This is a genomic window from Streptomyces sp. AM6-12 (assembly GCF_044327085.1).
Taxonomy (GTDB): Bacteria; Actinomycetota; Actinomycetes; order Streptomycetales; family Streptomycetaceae; genus Streptomyces.
Genome location: NZ_JBIQWN010000001.1, coordinates 2,670,112 through 2,684,966 on the forward strand (window position 1 = coordinate 2,670,112; position 14,855 = coordinate 2,684,966).

11 protein-coding genes are annotated in these 14,855 nt (G+C 66.9%); 5 read left to right on the forward strand and 6 right to left on the reverse strand.

Annotation, left to right across the window (positions count from 1 at the left end):
• Positions 1 to 1,617, reverse strand: a complete 1,617-nt coding sequence (locus ACE4Q9_RS11890) for an ABC transporter substrate-binding protein (RefSeq protein ID WP_397984210.1) — start codon at positions 1,615 to 1,617, stop codon at positions 1 to 3.
• 474 nt (positions 1,618 to 2,091) lie between these two features.
• On the opposite strand from ACE4Q9_RS11890, the gene ACE4Q9_RS11895 reads away from it, so the two are divergent.
• The 5 genes from ACE4Q9_RS11895 to ACE4Q9_RS11915 all read left to right on the forward strand — a co-directional run bounded on the left by ACE4Q9_RS11895 (position 2,092) and on the right by ACE4Q9_RS11915 (position 8,191).
• Entirely contained in the window at positions 2,092 to 3,120 is a 1,029-nt protein-coding gene (locus ACE4Q9_RS11895; RefSeq protein ID WP_397984211.1) for an ABC transporter permease, read from the forward strand.
• An 82-nt stretch (positions 3,121 to 3,202) separates the two neighbouring features.
• The gene (locus tag ACE4Q9_RS11900) at positions 3,203 to 4,960 is read left to right on the forward strand and encodes an ABC transporter substrate-binding protein (RefSeq protein WP_397984212.1); all 1,758 of its coding nucleotides are present in this window, start codon (positions 3,203 to 3,205) and stop codon (positions 4,958 to 4,960) included.
• A 96-nt stretch (positions 4,961 to 5,056) separates the two neighbouring features.
• Entirely contained in the window at positions 5,057 to 6,037 is a 981-nt protein-coding gene (locus tag ACE4Q9_RS11905) for an ABC transporter permease (RefSeq protein WP_397984213.1), read from the forward strand.
• Between the two features lie 47 nt (positions 6,038 to 6,084).
• Positions 6,085 to 7,122: an ABC transporter ATP-binding protein gene (locus ACE4Q9_RS11910; RefSeq protein WP_397984214.1), complete on the forward strand. Its 1,038-nt coding sequence runs from the start codon at positions 6,085 to 6,087 to the stop codon at positions 7,120 to 7,122.
• 25 nt (positions 7,123 to 7,147) lie between these two features.
• The gene (locus ACE4Q9_RS11915) at positions 7,148 to 8,191 is read left to right on the forward strand and encodes an ABC transporter ATP-binding protein (RefSeq protein WP_397984215.1); all 1,044 of its coding nucleotides are present in this window, start codon (positions 7,148 to 7,150) and stop codon (positions 8,189 to 8,191) included.
• Between the two features lie 201 nt (positions 8,192 to 8,392).
• On the opposite strand, the gene ACE4Q9_RS11920 is transcribed toward ACE4Q9_RS11915, so the two are convergent.
• The 5 genes from ACE4Q9_RS11920 to ACE4Q9_RS11940 form a co-directional block, all read right to left on the reverse strand.
• Entirely contained in the window at positions 8,393 to 9,532 is a 1,140-nt protein-coding gene (locus tag ACE4Q9_RS11920) for an ABC transporter ATP-binding protein (RefSeq protein ID WP_397984216.1), read from the reverse strand.
• Positions 9,533 to 9,544: 12 nt separating this feature from the next.
• Positions 9,545 to 10,567: an ABC transporter ATP-binding protein gene (locus ACE4Q9_RS11925; protein WP_397984217.1), complete on the reverse strand. Its 1,023-nt coding sequence runs from the start codon at positions 10,565 to 10,567 to the stop codon at positions 9,545 to 9,547.
• A 13-nt stretch (positions 10,568 to 10,580) separates the two neighbouring features.
• Positions 10,581 to 11,561 (reverse strand): ABC transporter permease, encoded by a 981-nt coding sequence (locus ACE4Q9_RS11930; RefSeq protein WP_397984218.1) that lies wholly within the window; start codon positions 11,559 to 11,561, stop codon positions 10,581 to 10,583.
• A gap of 85 nt (positions 11,562 to 11,646) precedes the next feature.
• Complete coding sequence (locus tag ACE4Q9_RS11935) at positions 11,647 to 13,458, reverse strand: ABC transporter substrate-binding protein (protein ID WP_397984219.1); 1,812 nt, start codon at positions 13,456 to 13,458, stop codon at positions 11,647 to 11,649.
• A gap of 153 nt (positions 13,459 to 13,611) precedes the next feature.
• The gene (locus tag ACE4Q9_RS11940) at positions 13,612 to 14,643 is read right to left on the reverse strand and encodes an ABC transporter permease (protein ID WP_397984220.1); all 1,032 of its coding nucleotides are present in this window, start codon (positions 14,641 to 14,643) and stop codon (positions 13,612 to 13,614) included.
• Between the last annotated feature and the right edge of the window lie 212 nt (positions 14,644 to 14,855).

A 14,855-nucleotide genomic window follows, 5' to 3' on the forward strand; every position in this document is an offset into this window, starting at 1 on the left:
TCAGCCGACCTTGATCTCGTTGTAGACCGGGACGCTGAACGGATTGAGCGTCACATGGGAGAGCCGGGCGGTGTAGCCGGCGCTGCCGTTCTGGTACCAGAGCGGGATGGCCGCCATGTTGTCGCGGACGACCTTCTCGGCCTGCTGGAACAGCCGCACGGAGGCCGCCCGGTCGGTCTCCGCGTTGGCCCGGTCCACGAGCCGGTCGAACTGCTTGTTCGACCACTTGCCGTCGTTGGAGGAGGCGTCCGTGTAGTACAGCGGCTGGAGGAAGTTCTGGATCAAGGGGTAGTCCATCTGCCAGCCGGCCCGGAAGGGGCCGCTCATCCGGTGCTGCGCGATCTGGTTGCGGAAGTCGGCGAAGGTGCCGACCGGGTTGCCAACGCAGGCCTTGTCGTCGCCGAGGGCGTTGTTGATGGAGTTGCACACGGCGTCCACCCACTGCTTGTGCGAGCCGGTGTCCGCGTTGTAGGTGATCTTCAGCCGGCCGCCGGGGATGCCGCCGCCCTCCCGGACCAGCCTGCGGGCGCCCGCCGGGTCGTAGTCGCAGGCGTGTCCGCACAGCCCGGCCTGGAAGCCGCCCGCCGTGCCGAGCACCGGGGAGGTCCAGTCGGTGGCCGGGGTGCGGGTGCGGCGGAAGATGGTCTCGGTGATCTGCTCGCGGTCGATCGCCATGGACAGCCCGGTGCGGACCTTGCGCGCCCCCTCGGTGTTCCACTTCGGGTCGTAATAGGGGAACGCCAGGGTCTGGAGGATGCCGGCCGGGGTGTTGATGTAGCGGCCGGCCAGGTCGGTACGGACGTTCTTGAGCTGGGTGGCGGGCACGTCGTCGACGAGGTCGAGGTTCCCGGCCAGCACATCGGTGTACGCGGTGTTGCTGTCGGTGTAGACGAGCAGCGTCACGCCCTCGTTGCGCGCCGGGTCGGGGCCCGGATAGCCGTTCCACTTCTTCAGGGTCATCGCGGAGCCCTTGGTGTACGAGGCGATCTGGTACGGCCCGTTGCCGATCGGCTTGCGCAGCCAGCCGGCGTGGTCGGTGAAGAAGGCGCGCGGCAGGGGCGCGTAGGCGGCGTACCCGAGGGTGTCGGGGAAGCCGGCGAACTTCTGGTTCAGGCGGACGGTGAAGGTCCGCGGTCCGGTGACCCGGAGCCCGGAGAGGGCGCTGGCGCGCTGCCGGCCGCTGTCGGGGTGGACCTTGTCGTAGCCGTCGATGTAGCCGAAGAAGTAGGCGTTCTTCTGGTTGTTCCGCAGGCTCGCCCCGTAGTTCCAGGCGTCCACGAAGGACCGGGCGGTGACCGGTTCCCCGTTGCTGAAGCGCCAGCCGTCCTTGACGGTGACGGTGAAGGTGCGCGAGTCCGGGGTGCTGATGCGCTCGGCGAGCATGTTCACGGCCCGGCCGGTGCGGGGGTCGTACTTCTTCAGGCCCCGGAAGACCATGTCCAGCACCTTGCCGCCCTGGACCTCGTTGGTGTTGGCCGGCTCCAGCGGGTTCTGCGGGTCGCCCCAGGAGGAGGTGAGCACTCCGGCTCCGCCGTAGCCGCCACCACCACATCCAGCCATCGTCAGCGCGGCGGCAATAGCACAGGCGACCCGTCCGACACGCATCGGTCCCCGCATGGGCGCCTCCTCGTGGCGATCAACGAATTCACTACCCGGTCAATATCGGCTCATACGACACATACCGCATACGCATTACCGGATTGAGGGACCTTTAGAGGGACACGTCAGCCGAATGCAGGCACCCCGGCCCGGACACCTGTCGATCTTGTGCGGCGCACGCAACGGATCTCCGCGTAACGTTGCCGAAACGTTGGATTCGAACCGGCCGATGTACGTATTTCGACACTCGACCGTCCGCATAACGAACTTCTTGCCCGATTAGTCCAGTTGGTCCGATGTGAAGCACGGATTGATTACAGCGCGCTACCCGCGTAGCTACAGTTCGACCAAGTGGAAGTAAAGAAGGTAAAGACAAGCCCAAGTCGGTCGAGAATTTATTGACCTTGAATGAATTGCGTTGAAAAAGTCCGGCGTAGCCCGTAGGGGAGCGCCCTGCGGAGTCATCAGACCCTCCCTTGGGCCAGGAGCACCATGACCCCCCCTACTCCATCCGCGGCCGCCCCACTTGAGGTGACCGACGAGACCGCCGCGAAGTCGACCACTTCGACCGGTCCGAAGGGCAGTGAGAGCCGTTCCCCGGGCCGGCTCGCCTGGAAGCGCTTCAGGCGCGACAAGACGGGCGTCATATCCGCCTACATCGTGATCTTCTTCTTCGTGATCGGGATCGCGGCACCCCTCATCGCGAAGCTGTACGGGAAGAACCCGTACACCACGTACACCACTCAGCACCCCGAGCTGCTCAACGCGTTCTCGTACCCCGCCGGCCCCAACGGCGGCATGAGCTCCAACTTCTGGTTCGGCATCGAGCCGCAGCTCGGCCGGGACGTCTTCACGTTCCTGCTGTACGCCATCCGCAACTCGCTGGGGATCGCCACCGCCGCCACCCTGCTCACCACTCTCCTGGGCGTCGTGATCGGCGTCACGGCGGGCTACCTGGGCGGCAAGACGGACTACCTCGTCGGCCGGGTCATCGACATCCTGCTGTCGTTCCCGTCCACGCTCTTCTTCATCGCCTTCATGCCTGTCGTCTTCGGCTTCTTCGTCGCGCCCGACGACAACATCCCGACCTGGCTGCGCGCCACCGCGCTGATCCTGGTCCTGTCCGCCTTCGGCTGGGCGTCCATCGCCCGACTGCTGCGCGGCCAGGTTCTCGGGCTGCGCGAGCGTGAGTTCGTCGAGGCGGCGAAGGTCACGGGAGCGTCTCCGATGCGCATCGTCTTCAAGGAGCTGCTGCCCAACCTCTGGACGCCGATCATCATCCAGTCCACTCTGCTGCTCCCGGCGTACGTGACCGCCGAGGCAGGTCTCGCCTTCCTCGGTGTCGGCATGATCGACCCGACGCCCGACTGGGGTGTGATGATCGGCCGTGGCGCCCAGTTCTACACCGAAGACATCACCTTCATGCTCTTCCCCGGCATCTCCATGGTGATCTTCGTCCTCGCGTTCAACCTGCTGGGCGACTCCGTACGTGACGCGCTGGACCCCAAGTCCAAGCGGTAGCAAGCAAGTTCCACCCGGCCCGGTTCGATGACGTCCGGCTGGTTCCGACCGTCCGAATTGACCTTCCACAGGCAGGCTCAGCATGTCTTTTTCTCGTAGAAACTTCCTGATCGCCACGGGTGTGGCCGCCGCCTCCACGACTGTGCTGAGCGCGTGCAGCAGCAGTGACAACGGCTCGAACGACAACAGCGTCCCGTCGGTGAGCAAGGCCAAGGCCATCAACATCCCGGTCGGCACCAAGGCCGACTCGACGGGTCCGGCTCCCGAGGTTGCGGGCGCGGTCAAGGGCGGGACGATCTACTCGCTCGACCAGTTCGACATGGACCACATGGACCCGGCTCAGATCTACGTCCAGACCGAGCAGGCCATCACCCGCCCGATCCTGCGTGGTCTGACCGGCTACAAGGTGGACGACAAGGGCGGCGCCACGCTCGTCGGAGACGTCGCCACGGACGCCGGCACCATGAAGAACGGCGGCAAGACCTGGTCGTTCACCATCAAGGACGGGATCAAGTGGGAGGACGGCTCCGCCCTCTCCATGGACGACGTCCGCCACACCTTCGAGCGCCTCTTCGCGTCCTTCGTGACCGAGGGTCCGCGCTACGTCCAGCAGTGGCTGGTCGGCGGCGACAAGTACAAGGGCCCCTACGACGGCAAGCACCTCGACTCGCTCGAAATCTCCGGCAACACGGTCACCTTCAACCTGACCGAGCCGCGTACGGACTTCAACTACACGCTCGCCATGGCGGGCTACAGCCTGGTCAGCAAGAAGCAGGACACCAAGGAGAAGTACGACAAGCGGCCGTTCGCCCTTGGCCCGTACAAGATCAGCAACCGCCAGATCGGCAAGTCCCTCACCTACGTGCGTAACGACCACTGGGACCCGAAGACGGACCCGATCCGCAACGCCTACCCGGACAAGTTCGTCTTCCAGTTCGGCTTCCAGCCGGTCGCTTCCACCGACCGCTTCATAGCGGACCGCGGCAACGACCAGTACGCCATGTCGATCTTCAACGAGGTCGCCGCCGAGCGCATCGCGCAGGTTCTCACCAACGCCAAGCTGAAGCAGCGCGTCCTCACCCAGGTCGACACGGTCACCTACTACTGGCCGATCAACACGACCCGGATCAAGGACGTCAAGGTCCGCCAGGCCATCAACTACGCCTGGCCGCTGCAGCAGCTGCAGACCATCCGCGGTGGCGCTGCTTCCACCGAGATGGCGACCACCATCCTCAGCCCGGTCACGCCCGGCTACGAGAAGTTCGACCTGTACGGCAAGCTCCAGAAGCCGGGCGGGGACCCTGCCAAGGCCAAGGCGCTGCTGAAGGAAGCCGGCAAGGTGGGCCAGAAGCTGGTCATCGCCTACCAGCAGTCGGACAACGCGGTGAAGCAGGCCGTGGCGATCAAGAACGCCCTTGAGGCCGCGGGCTTCCAGGTCGTCAACCAGCAGCTGGACAAGACGACCTTCTACACGCAGATCGGCAAGATCGACAACGGCTACGACCTGTTCGCGGCCGGCTGGAGCCCGGACTGGCCGGGCGGTTACTCCGTGTTCTACCCCTGCTGGGACGGCAAGAACATCGGCGACGGCCGCAGCAACTACGCCCAGCTCAACGACTCGGGCGTCAACAAGGCGATCGACGCCGCGGCGAAGATGACAGACGTCAAGCAGGCCAACAAGGCCTGGGGTGCGATCGACCGCCAGATCATGGAGCTCGCGCCGGTCGTCCCGGACTACCACTCCATCCGTAACTGGATGCACGGTTCCAAGGTCGGCAACGTGATCTACGACGCCGGTAACACCTGCGTCGCGCTCTGCAAGCTGTACGCGAAGAAGTAGACGCGCTAGACCCCACAGGGGCGGCCAGGACCTGGCCGCCCCTCCGGCCAACCCCTCACCCCCGGCGACGGCGCCCCGTCCGGAAAGTCACGCCCCATGCTCCGCTTCCTTGTTCGCCGAATCTTCGGCGCGCTGGTCATCCTGCTGGTCATCAGCGCCGTCACCTTCTGGCTCTTCTACGCCATTCCGCGTGACCCCGCCATGATGTCGTGCGGCAAGAACTGCACGCCCGACATGCTCAAGCAGGTCCGGCACAACCTGGGCATCGACCATCCGGTCCCGGTCCAGTACTGGTACTGGCTGAAGGGCATCTTCGTCGGCCGCAGTTACGGCGACTTCGGTGACTGCTCCGCCCCGTGCCTCGGCTACTCGTTCGCCAACCGTGAGCCGGTCCTCGGCACGATCATGGACCGTCTGCCGACGACCCTCTCGCTCGCCTTCGGTTCCGCAGTGGTGTTCCTCGTCTTCGGTATCGGCGCCGGCATGATCGCCGCCGTCAAGCAGGGCAAGTGGCAGGACAAGGTCGCCAGCTCGGCATCCCTGGTCGCCTCTTCGATGCAGATCTACTTCGTGGGTTACATCGCGATGTACTTCCTCGTCGCCAAGCTCGGCATCCTCGACAACCCGTCGTACACCCCGCTCACCGACGACCCGGCCGCGTGGGCCTCCGGCCTGCTGCTGCCGTGGCTGGTGCTGGCGCTGATCTGGACCGCCAACTACACGCGTATGACCCGCTCCCAGATGGTCGAAACGCTCAGCGAGGACTACGTGCGCACGGCCCGTGCGAAGGGCCTGTCCCGCCGCAGCGTCTTCTTCCGGTTCGCCTGGCGAGGCGCCATGGGGCCGATCGTCACCATCTTCGGCATCGACCTCGCCACGCTCATCGGCGGCGCGATCATCACCGAGACGGTCTTCAGCCTCCAGGGTGTGGGCCAGCTCGCGCTGAAGTCGGTGGAACAGAGCGACCTGCCCATGGTGCTCGGTGTCACCCTGCTGTCCGCCGGCGCGATCGTCATCTTCAACATCATCGTGGACGCCGTCTACGCCTCCATCGACCCGCGGATCCGGCTCGCCTGACCTCCGCCCCATTCCCGACCCCCCGCATCACCCTCAGGAGCGTCCCCGTGACGAGCACCGATCAGCAGCCGTTCCTCTCGATCAAGGACCTAAAGGTCCACTTCTCGACCGAGGACGGCGTCGTCAAGGCCGTCGACGGTCTCAGCTTCGACCTGGCCAAGGGTCAGACGCTCGGCATCGTGGGCGAGTCGGGCTCCGGCAAGTCGGTCACCAACCTGACCATCCTCGGCCTGCACGACCCGGCCCGTACGTCGATCGAGGGCGAGATCCTCCTCGACGGCCAGGATCTGCTCACCGCCACCGAGCGGCAGATGGAGCAGTTGCGCGGCAACAAGATGTCCATGATCTTCCAGGACGCCCTGGCCTCGCTGTCGCCGTACCACAAGGTCGGCACGCAGATCGCCGAGACCTACCGCAAGCACACCGGCTGCGGCAAGGCCGAGGCCCGTAAGCGCGCCATCGAGATGCTGCGCAGGGTCGGGATCCCGCAGCCGGACATGCGGGTGGACGACTACCCGCACCAGTTCTCCGGTGGTATGCGCCAGCGCGCGATGATCGCCATGGCGTTGGTCTGCGACCCCGAGCTGCTGATCGCCGACGAGCCGACCACCGCCCTCGACGTGACCGTGCAGGCCCAGATCATGGACCTGCTCAAGGATCTCCAGCAGGAGTTCGGCACCGCGATCATCTTCATCACCCACGACCTGGGCGTGATCGCCGACATCGCCGACGACGTGCTGGTGATGTACGGCGGCCGGTGCGTGGAGCGCGGCACCAAGGAGGAGGTCCTGCGGGACCCGCAGCACCCCTACACGCTGGGCCTGCTGAACTCGATGCCGAGCCTGAACGGCCCGGTCGACGTGCCGCTGACGCCGATCCCGGGTGCGCCGCCGTCGCTGCTCAACCCGCCCTCCGGCTGCCGCTTCCACCCGCGCTGCACCTTCACGGACAAGGTCTCGGGCGGCAAGTGCTCGAGCGAGCGCCCGCTGCTGGAGATCGTGGACGGCCGCGGTTCGGCCTGCCACCTCACCGCCGAGCAGAAGCAGAAACTCTTCGCCGACTTCGCCGCGACCCGGCACAACTGACGGACGCAGACGGGACTTCACGATCATGAGCAACACGAACCCCCTCCTGGACGTCTCCGGGCTGACGAAGCACTTCCCCATCAAGGGCGGCTTCCCGATCCGGCGGACCGTCGGTGCGGTGCAGGCCGTGGACGGGCTGGACTTCCAGGTCTCCGCGGGCGAGAGCCTGGGCCTGGTCGGCGAGTCGGGCTGCGGCAAGTCCACCACGGGCCGGCTGATCACCCGGCTCATGGAGCCGACCGCCGGCACGATCAAGTACCAGGGCCAGGACATCACGCACGCGGGGCGCAAGACGCTGGCGCCGATCCGCTCCGAGATCCAGATGATCTTCCAGGACCCGTACGCCTCGCTGAACCCGCGGCAGACGGTCGGCAAGATCATCATGGGCCCGATGGAGATCAACGACATCAACCCGGCGGGCGGCCGGGAGAAGCGGGTGCGCGAGCTGCTGGAGATCGTCGGCCTCAACCCCGAGCACTACAACCGCTTCCCGCACGAGTTCTCCGGCGGTCAGCGCCAGCGCATCGGCGTGGCACGGGCACTGGCCCTGGAGCCCAAGCTGATCGTGGCCGACGAGCCGGTCTCCGCACTGGACGTCTCCATCCAGGCCCAAGTGGTCAACCTGCTCCAGAAGGTCCAGCAGGAGCTGGGCATCGCGTTCGTCTTCATCGCCCACGACCTCGCGATCGTGCGGCACTTCTCGCAGCGCGTCGCGGTGATGTACCTCGGCAAGATCGTGGAGATCGCCGACCGCGAGGACCTCTACGGCAACCCGCGTCACCCCTACACCCGCGCGCTGCTGTCCGCGGTGCCCGAGGCTACGGTGGACGAGGAGCCGCGCGAGCGCATCCGCCTGGTCGGTGACGTGCCCTCGCCCATCAATCCGCCGTCCGGCTGCCGCTTCCGCACCCGCTGCTGGAAGGCGACGGAGAAGTGCGCCTCGGAGGCCCCGCCGCTGGTCCAGGTCGAGGGCAACAAGCCGGGCCACCTGACGGCGTGCCACTACCCCGAGACGGCGGAGACGGTCCCGGCCCCCCGTCTCTCCAAGGACCCCGAGGCGGCGGCCTGACACACCCCTTTCGTCGACCGTCCCGCCACGGAACGGACTGTGCGGCCCATTGACCCGAGCCCATGTACGTCCGATTCCAGGGGAGCGAAGGCCCGTGCGCATCCGCACGGGCCTTCTGCGTGTCCGGGGGAGGGCGGGATTCCCGCCGCCGTCCGGCCCCGCCGCGCCGGCGGGGCCGGACGGCGGACGCGCCCTCGGGCGTTACGGCTGGTCCTCCCCCTCGGCCGGTCCCGTCTCCTCCAGTGCCGCCAGGGCCGGGTCCAGGACGATGTCCTCCTCGCGGCCCTCGATCGTCGGCTCCTCCGGGAAGTGGCAGGCCGTCAGGTGGCCCTCGTGGTTGCCGGAGATCCGGACCAGGGGCGGCTCCTGCGCGGCGCACTTGTCCTGGGCCTTCCAGCAGCGCGTGCGGAAGCGGCAGCCCGAGGGCGGGGAGATGGGCGAGGGCACGTCGCCGGCCAGGCGGATGCGCTCCCGGCCGCCCGTGTCCTCGTCCGCGAGGTTGACCTCGGGGACCGCGGACAGCAGGGCGTGCGTGTAGGGGTGACGGGGGCGGGTGTAGATGGAGTCCCGGTCGCCCACCTCGATGATCTTGCCGAGGTACATCACCGCGACCCGCTGCGAGAAGTGCCGTACCACCGCGAGGTCATGGGCGATGAAGAGGAACGCGATGCCCAGGTCGTTCTGCACCTGCTGGAGCAGGTTGACCACCTGGGCCTGGATGGAGACGTCCAGCGCGGAGACCGGCTCGTCGGCCACGATCAGCTTGGGCTCCAGGGCCAGTGCCCGTGCCACGCCGATGCGCTGGCGCTGACCGCCGGAGAACTCGTGCGGGAAGCGGTTGTAGTGCTCGGGGTTGAGGCCGACGATCTCCAGCAGCTCGCGCACCCGCTTCTCCCGGCCGCCCGCCGGGTTGATGTCGTTGATCTCCATCGGGCCCATGATGATCTTGCCGACCGTCTGCCGCGGGTTCAGCGACGAGTACGGGTCCTGGAAGATCATCTGTATCTCGGAGCGGATCGGCGCCAGTTGCTTGCGCGAGGCGTGGCTGATGTCCCGGCCGCGGTAGGTGACGGTGCCGGCGGTCGGCTCCATGAGCCGGGTGATCAGCCGGCCCGTGGTGGACTTGCCGCAGCCCGACTCGCCGACGAGCCCGAAGCTCTCACCGGTGCGCACGCTCAGGTCGATGCCGTCCACGGCCTGCACCTGCCCGACGGTACGGCGGATCGGGAAGCCGCCCTTGACCGGGAAGTGCTTGGTCAGGCCCCTGACTTCGAGCAGCGGTTCCCCGTCCGGGGCGGGGCCCTGCGGGCGCTGGGCCGGGAGGACCAGGTCCTCTGTCATGACAGTGTCCTCCTAGCCCAGGCGGGGCTTGATCTCCTCGATGAAGATGGTGCGCTTCTGGTCCGCGGTCAGATGGCAGGCGGACGCCCGGTCGGTGGCGAGCGGCGGGCGTTCGGTCGTACAGCGGTCCGCTCCCGCCACCCGGTCCCGGAAGGCGCAGCGCGGGTGGAAACGGCAGCCGGACGGCGGGTTCAGCAGGGAGGGCGGGGCGCCCGGTATCGGGGACAGCCGCGCGCCGGTGTCGGAGTCCAGGCGCGGCATGGAGTTCAGCAGCCCCCAGGTGTACGGGTGCTGGGGCGAGCGCAGCACCTGTCCGGTGGTGCCCCGCTCGACCGCGCTGCCCGCGTACATCACCATGATGTCGTCGGCCATGTCGGCGATCACCCCCAAGTCGTGGGTGATGAAGATGATGCCCGATCCGAACTCCTGTTGCAGGTCCTTCAACAGGTCGAGAATCTGGGCCTGTACGGTCACGTCGAGCGCGGTGGTCGGTTCGTCCGCGATGAGCAGGTCGGGATCGCAGACCAGGGCCATGGCGATCATGGCGCGCTGGCGCATGCCGCCGGAGAACTGGTGCGGGTAGTCCTTGGCCCGCTGCCGCGGGTGGGGGATGCCGACCTTGCCGAGCATCTCGACCGCGCGTTCCCACGCCTGCTTCCTGGAGGCGCCGTTGTGCTTCATGTACGGCTCGGCGATCTGCCGGCCGACGGTGTAGTACGGGGAGAGGGCGGTGAGCGGGTCCTGGAAGATCATGGCGACTTTGTTGCCGCGCAGCTTCTCCAGCTCCGGCTCGCGGGCGGTGGTCAGCTCCTGCCCGTCCAGCAGGATCTCGCCCTCGACGGTGGTGAACATCGGGTTGTGCAGGCCGAGGATGGTCAGGTTCGTCACCGACTTGCCCGAGCCGGACTCGCCCACGATGCCGAGCGTCCGGCCGCGTTCCAGGTCGAAGGAGAGCCGGTCCACGGCCCGTACGACGCCGTCCTCCGTCTTGAAGCTGACGTGCAGGTCCCGCACGGACAGGAGAGGGGTGCTCATGGATGTCTCTCCTCTAGGCCAGCCGCACGCGCGGGTCGATGAAGGCATAGGCGGCGTCGACGACGATGTTGAAGACCAGGATCATGGTGGCGGCGAACAGCATCACTCCGAGCAGCAGCGGCAGATCGCTGAAGAACACGGACTGCACGGCGAGTTGGCCGAGCCCCGGCAGTCCGAAGGTGTACTCGGTGATGATGGCGCCGCCGAGCAGGGAGCCGAGGTCGATGCCGAAGATGGTGACGATCGGGATCAGCGAGCCGCGCCAGGCGTAGCGGAAGAAGACGTATCTGCGGGACATGCCCTTGGCGCGGGCGGTGCGCACATGTTCCTCCTGGAGCTGCTCGATCATCGCGGAGCGCGCCATACGGGTGTACTGCGCGGCGAAGATCGTGGACAGCACCACCCAGGGGATGATCAGCCCGGTGAACCAGCTCAGCGGGTCGCCGGTGAAGTCGTTGTAGGCGGGTTTGTCGAACCAGTGGGTCTGGTAGACGAGGATCGCCAGGGCGAGCGGGCCGAGGAAGTAGATCTGGAGCGCGCTGATGACCATGGCGCCCGCGGTGGCCGTCTTGTCGATCAGGGTGCCGCGCCGCCAGGCGGCGAGCAGACCGGTGCCGAGGCCGACGACCAGGAAGCAGACGGCCGCGCCCAGGGTGAGCGAGACGGTGGTGGGCAGCCGGTCCATCAGGGTGGACCAGACCGGGTCGTTGGTGTGGTACGAGTATCCGAAACACGGTGCCGGGCAGGGCCCTTGGGCGAACTGGTTGCTGCCCATGACGAGGTTGTGCAGGAAGATCCAGTACTGCTCGGTGAGCGGCTTGTCGAGGCCGAGCACATGGTGGATGTTCGCGATGCTGTCCGGGTTGCAGGTCTTGCCGCACATCAGCAGCGCCGGGTCTCGGGGCACCCCGAAGAACAGCACGAACGTGACGATGCTCAGCAGAAACAGGATGACGACGGCACCGATGATCCGGCGGACGAGGAAGCGCAGCATGACAGGGCAGCTCTCAGACGTCGGCGGTCCGGGCGCTGCCCGGCGCGCCTGGCGGTGAGGCGCGCCGGGGAGCGGCGGGAGACGGTTACTTGATGAAGAGGCGACGCGGGTCGACGCCGCCGATCACGTCGTCGTAGACGAGGCCGCCGACCTTGGAGCCGGCGATCTGGGTCTGCTTGTAGTACGCGGTCGGAACCTCGTTGACCACCTTGGTGAGCAGGTACTTGTCGAGCTTCTCCCACTCGGCCGCGGACTTGACCGGATCGGTGATGGTGTTGATGCGGTCGATCTCGCTGTTCACGTGCGGGTCGTCGACCTGCGAGTAGTTCGCGGCGCCGTCGGCGATCTGCCGGCCGTCGTACAGCGGCGGGATGACCGTCGAGGCGGACGGCCAGTCGGCGCCCCAGGCCGTGTGGAAGATGTCGTAGGGGTTGTTCAGCTTGGAGACCTGGTCGTAGAAGGTCTCGGCCGGGATCTCCTGCCGCTGGACGTTGAAGCCGGCCTTCTTCAGGCCGGCCGCCATGGCGGTGGAGTACTGCTGGCCCTCGGGGGTGTTGATGTAGCCGAAGGTCAGCTTCATGTTGAGCTTGCCGGCCGCCTTGAGCAGGGCGCGGGCCTTGTCGGGGTCGCCCGCCGGCTTCTTCTTCTTGCCGTAGGGGTCGAAGGAGGGGTCGTAGCCGCTGACGGTCGGGCTGATGAGGCCGCCCGCGATCTCCATGGCGTCGGTGCCGCCGTAGGCGCGGACGAACGGGGTGACCGGCAGGGCGTAGGCGATCGCCTGGCGGACCCGGATGTCCTTCATCTCGGGCTTGCTCATGTTGATGTTCATCTGGCCCACGTACGGCTGGTAGCCGGAGACCACCCGCGACGTGAGCTTCGGGTTCCGCAGCACCTCGGACAGGTTGCCCGCGTCGACCTGGTTGTTCCAGCTGATGCCCGTCCGGTCGGGGCCGCTGTCGGCGAGCAGCGCCTTGGTGGACGCCTCGAACTGCTGGTTGAAGGTGATGTTGAACCGGTCCACGTACTGGTGGCGGATCGGGTCCGTCTTCGGGTCCCAGTTCGGGTTCTTGACCAGCACCATCGACTTGCCGGACAGGAACGACTGGATCTTGTACGGGCCGCTGGTGACGGGGTTCTTGTCGTACTTCTCCTTGGTGTCGCCCTTGGCGGAGACGACGGAGTAACCGGCCATGGCCAGCGCGTACGGCAGGTCCGGGTGCGGCTTCTGGAAGTGGAAGACGATGGTTTTGGCGTCGGGCGTGGACAGCACGCTGTCCGGCAGGTGCTTGCCCTTGTAGGGGCCGTCGGGCAGCAGCTTGCGGTAGGTGGTGCCGCTGGTGTTCGCGAGCCACTGCTGGATGTAGGTCGGGCCCTGGTTGATGAACGGCGCGAAGAGTCGCTCGAAGGTCTGGCGGACGTCCTTGGAGGTGATCGGTGTGCCGTCGGCGAACTTGATGCCGTCCTTGAGCGTGTACTTCCAGGTCCTGCCGCCGTCGGTGGTGGTGCCGGAGTCGGTGGCGAGGTCGCCGACCACCTCGTGCTTCTTGCCGTCGTTGCTGGTCGCCTTGTAGCCGGTGAGGCCGCGGTGGATCAGCTGCGCGACCGTCATCTCGTCGTTGACGTAGATCTGCGCGGGGTCCAGGTGCGCGTAGCTGTCGCGCTGGAGGACCTCCATGCTGCCGCCGTTCCTGGCGCCGGGCACCGGGGCCGCGGGCCCGGTGGAGTCGGCCGTGCCGCCGAACTTGATGGAGGCCTGCTGGCGCTGGGCGTTCTGTTCGTCCTGCTTCTTGTTGTCGCCGGCGTCGCTGCCGCCCTTGCTGCAACCGGTGAGCACGAGAGCTCCGGCCGCGAGCACGGAGAGCGCGCCGTATGCGTGGCGTCCGCCCCTACTCGTCACGAGAATTCCCACCCATCTGTATGTCACCGGTGCGTTTCATCCGTCACCGGCATGAAAAGGACTCTGGTGTGGTGCGAGGAGTGCTGAAGTGCCGTGCTGTGCCAAGGAGTCGCCGGACGGGCCCGTCTCCCGCCGGCCGCCGCGGTGCGCGGGTCAGCGCGCGGTCTTGGGGTCGAACGCGTCGCGGACCGAGTCGCCGAGCAGGTTGAACGCGACCACGAAGATGATCATCGAGATGCCCGGGAAGAACATGTAGGTGATGTCGTTCTGCATCACCAGTTCCGTGGACGCCTTGGCGAACATCTGCCCCCAGTCCGGCGTGGGTTCGACGATGCCCACGCCCAGGTAGGACAGACCCGCCTCGGCGGTCACGAAGTTGGGCAGCAGATACGTCGACTGCACCAGCAGCGGGGTGACGATGTTCGGCAGGATCTCCTTGCGGATGATCCGCCACGGCGAGGCCCCGCTGACCTTGGCCGCCTCGATGAACTCCCGCTCGCGCAGGGCGAGTGCGGTGCCGCGCAGGATGCGGCCGAGGCCCATCCAGCCCAGGAACCACTGGACGATGATCAGCGCGACCACCCGGACGTAGGTCGGCGTCTCGTCGCGGGGGCTGACGAACAGGGAGACCACGACCGGCATGCTCGCGATGAAGAACAGCTGCGCGGGGAAGGCGAGCAGGAAGTCGATGACCCGGCCGAGGAGGTAGTCGGTCTTGCCGCCGACGTAGCCGGCCACCACCCCGAGCAGGATGCCGGTGACGACGACCGCGAGGGTGACGGCGACCGAGATCATCAGCGAGGTGCGGATGCCGTAGATGAGCTTGGTGAAGACGTCGTAGCCGTTGCCGGGTTCGAGCCCGAACCAGAACTGGCCGCTGATGCCGCCGTTGGGATGCACCGGCACACCGGCGCTGTCGAAGAGATCCGGGCGATCGTCCGCGTAGACCGTGTACGGGTTCTTGCCGTACACCTTGGATATCAGCGGGGCGAGCAGGCCGATCAGGAAGAAGAAGCCCACCACGTAGGCCGAGATCACGCCGGTGCGGTCACGCTTGAAGCGCGTCCACATCAGCCGGCCGGGGGACCGGCCCGTCGGCACGGCGGGCTCGCCCGCCGTCTCCGGCCCTGGATCGCCGGAGACGACTGCGGTTCCGCCGCCGCCCATGTCGATAGGACTTGTCACGGTTCATCCGTTTCACGGGTATGAGTGTGCAGGGTGTCCGGGTACTCCGAGGACGCGCGAACCGGCAGACGGACGCGCGTAGTTCCAGGGCCTGATCACACGACGGGAAGCGAAGAACCGATCCGCCTGTTGCTTATGACACCGCGCATGGGTGTTCCTCCTCACGACTGCACGCGTACACCTACAGGAGAGGGTTCCGGCCTTGCCCCCGA

Coding starts and splice junctions, on each gene's coding strand:
- ACE4Q9_RS11890 (WP_397984210.1), bottom strand. CDS start 1,617: ATGCGGGGACCGATGCGTGTCGGACGGGTCGCCTGTGCTATTGCCGCC.
- ACE4Q9_RS11895 (WP_397984211.1), top strand. CDS start 2,092: ATGACCCCCCCTACTCCATCCGCGGCCGCCCCACTTGAGGTGACCGAC.
- ACE4Q9_RS11900 (WP_397984212.1), top strand. CDS start 3,203: ATGTCTTTTTCTCGTAGAAACTTCCTGATCGCCACGGGTGTGGCCGCC.
- ACE4Q9_RS11905 (WP_397984213.1), top strand. CDS start 5,057: ATGCTCCGCTTCCTTGTTCGCCGAATCTTCGGCGCGCTGGTCATCCTG.
- ACE4Q9_RS11915 (WP_397984215.1), top strand. CDS start 7,148: ATGAGCAACACGAACCCCCTCCTGGACGTCTCCGGGCTGACGAAGCAC.
- ACE4Q9_RS11920 (WP_397984216.1), bottom strand. CDS start 9,532: ATGACAGAGGACCTGGTCCTCCCGGCCCAGCGCCCGCAGGGCCCCGCC.
- ACE4Q9_RS11925 (WP_397984217.1), bottom strand. CDS start 10,567: ATGAGCACCCCTCTCCTGTCCGTGCGGGACCTGCACGTCAGCTTCAAG.
- ACE4Q9_RS11930 (WP_397984218.1), bottom strand. CDS start 11,561: ATGCTGCGCTTCCTCGTCCGCCGGATCATCGGTGCCGTCGTCATCCTG.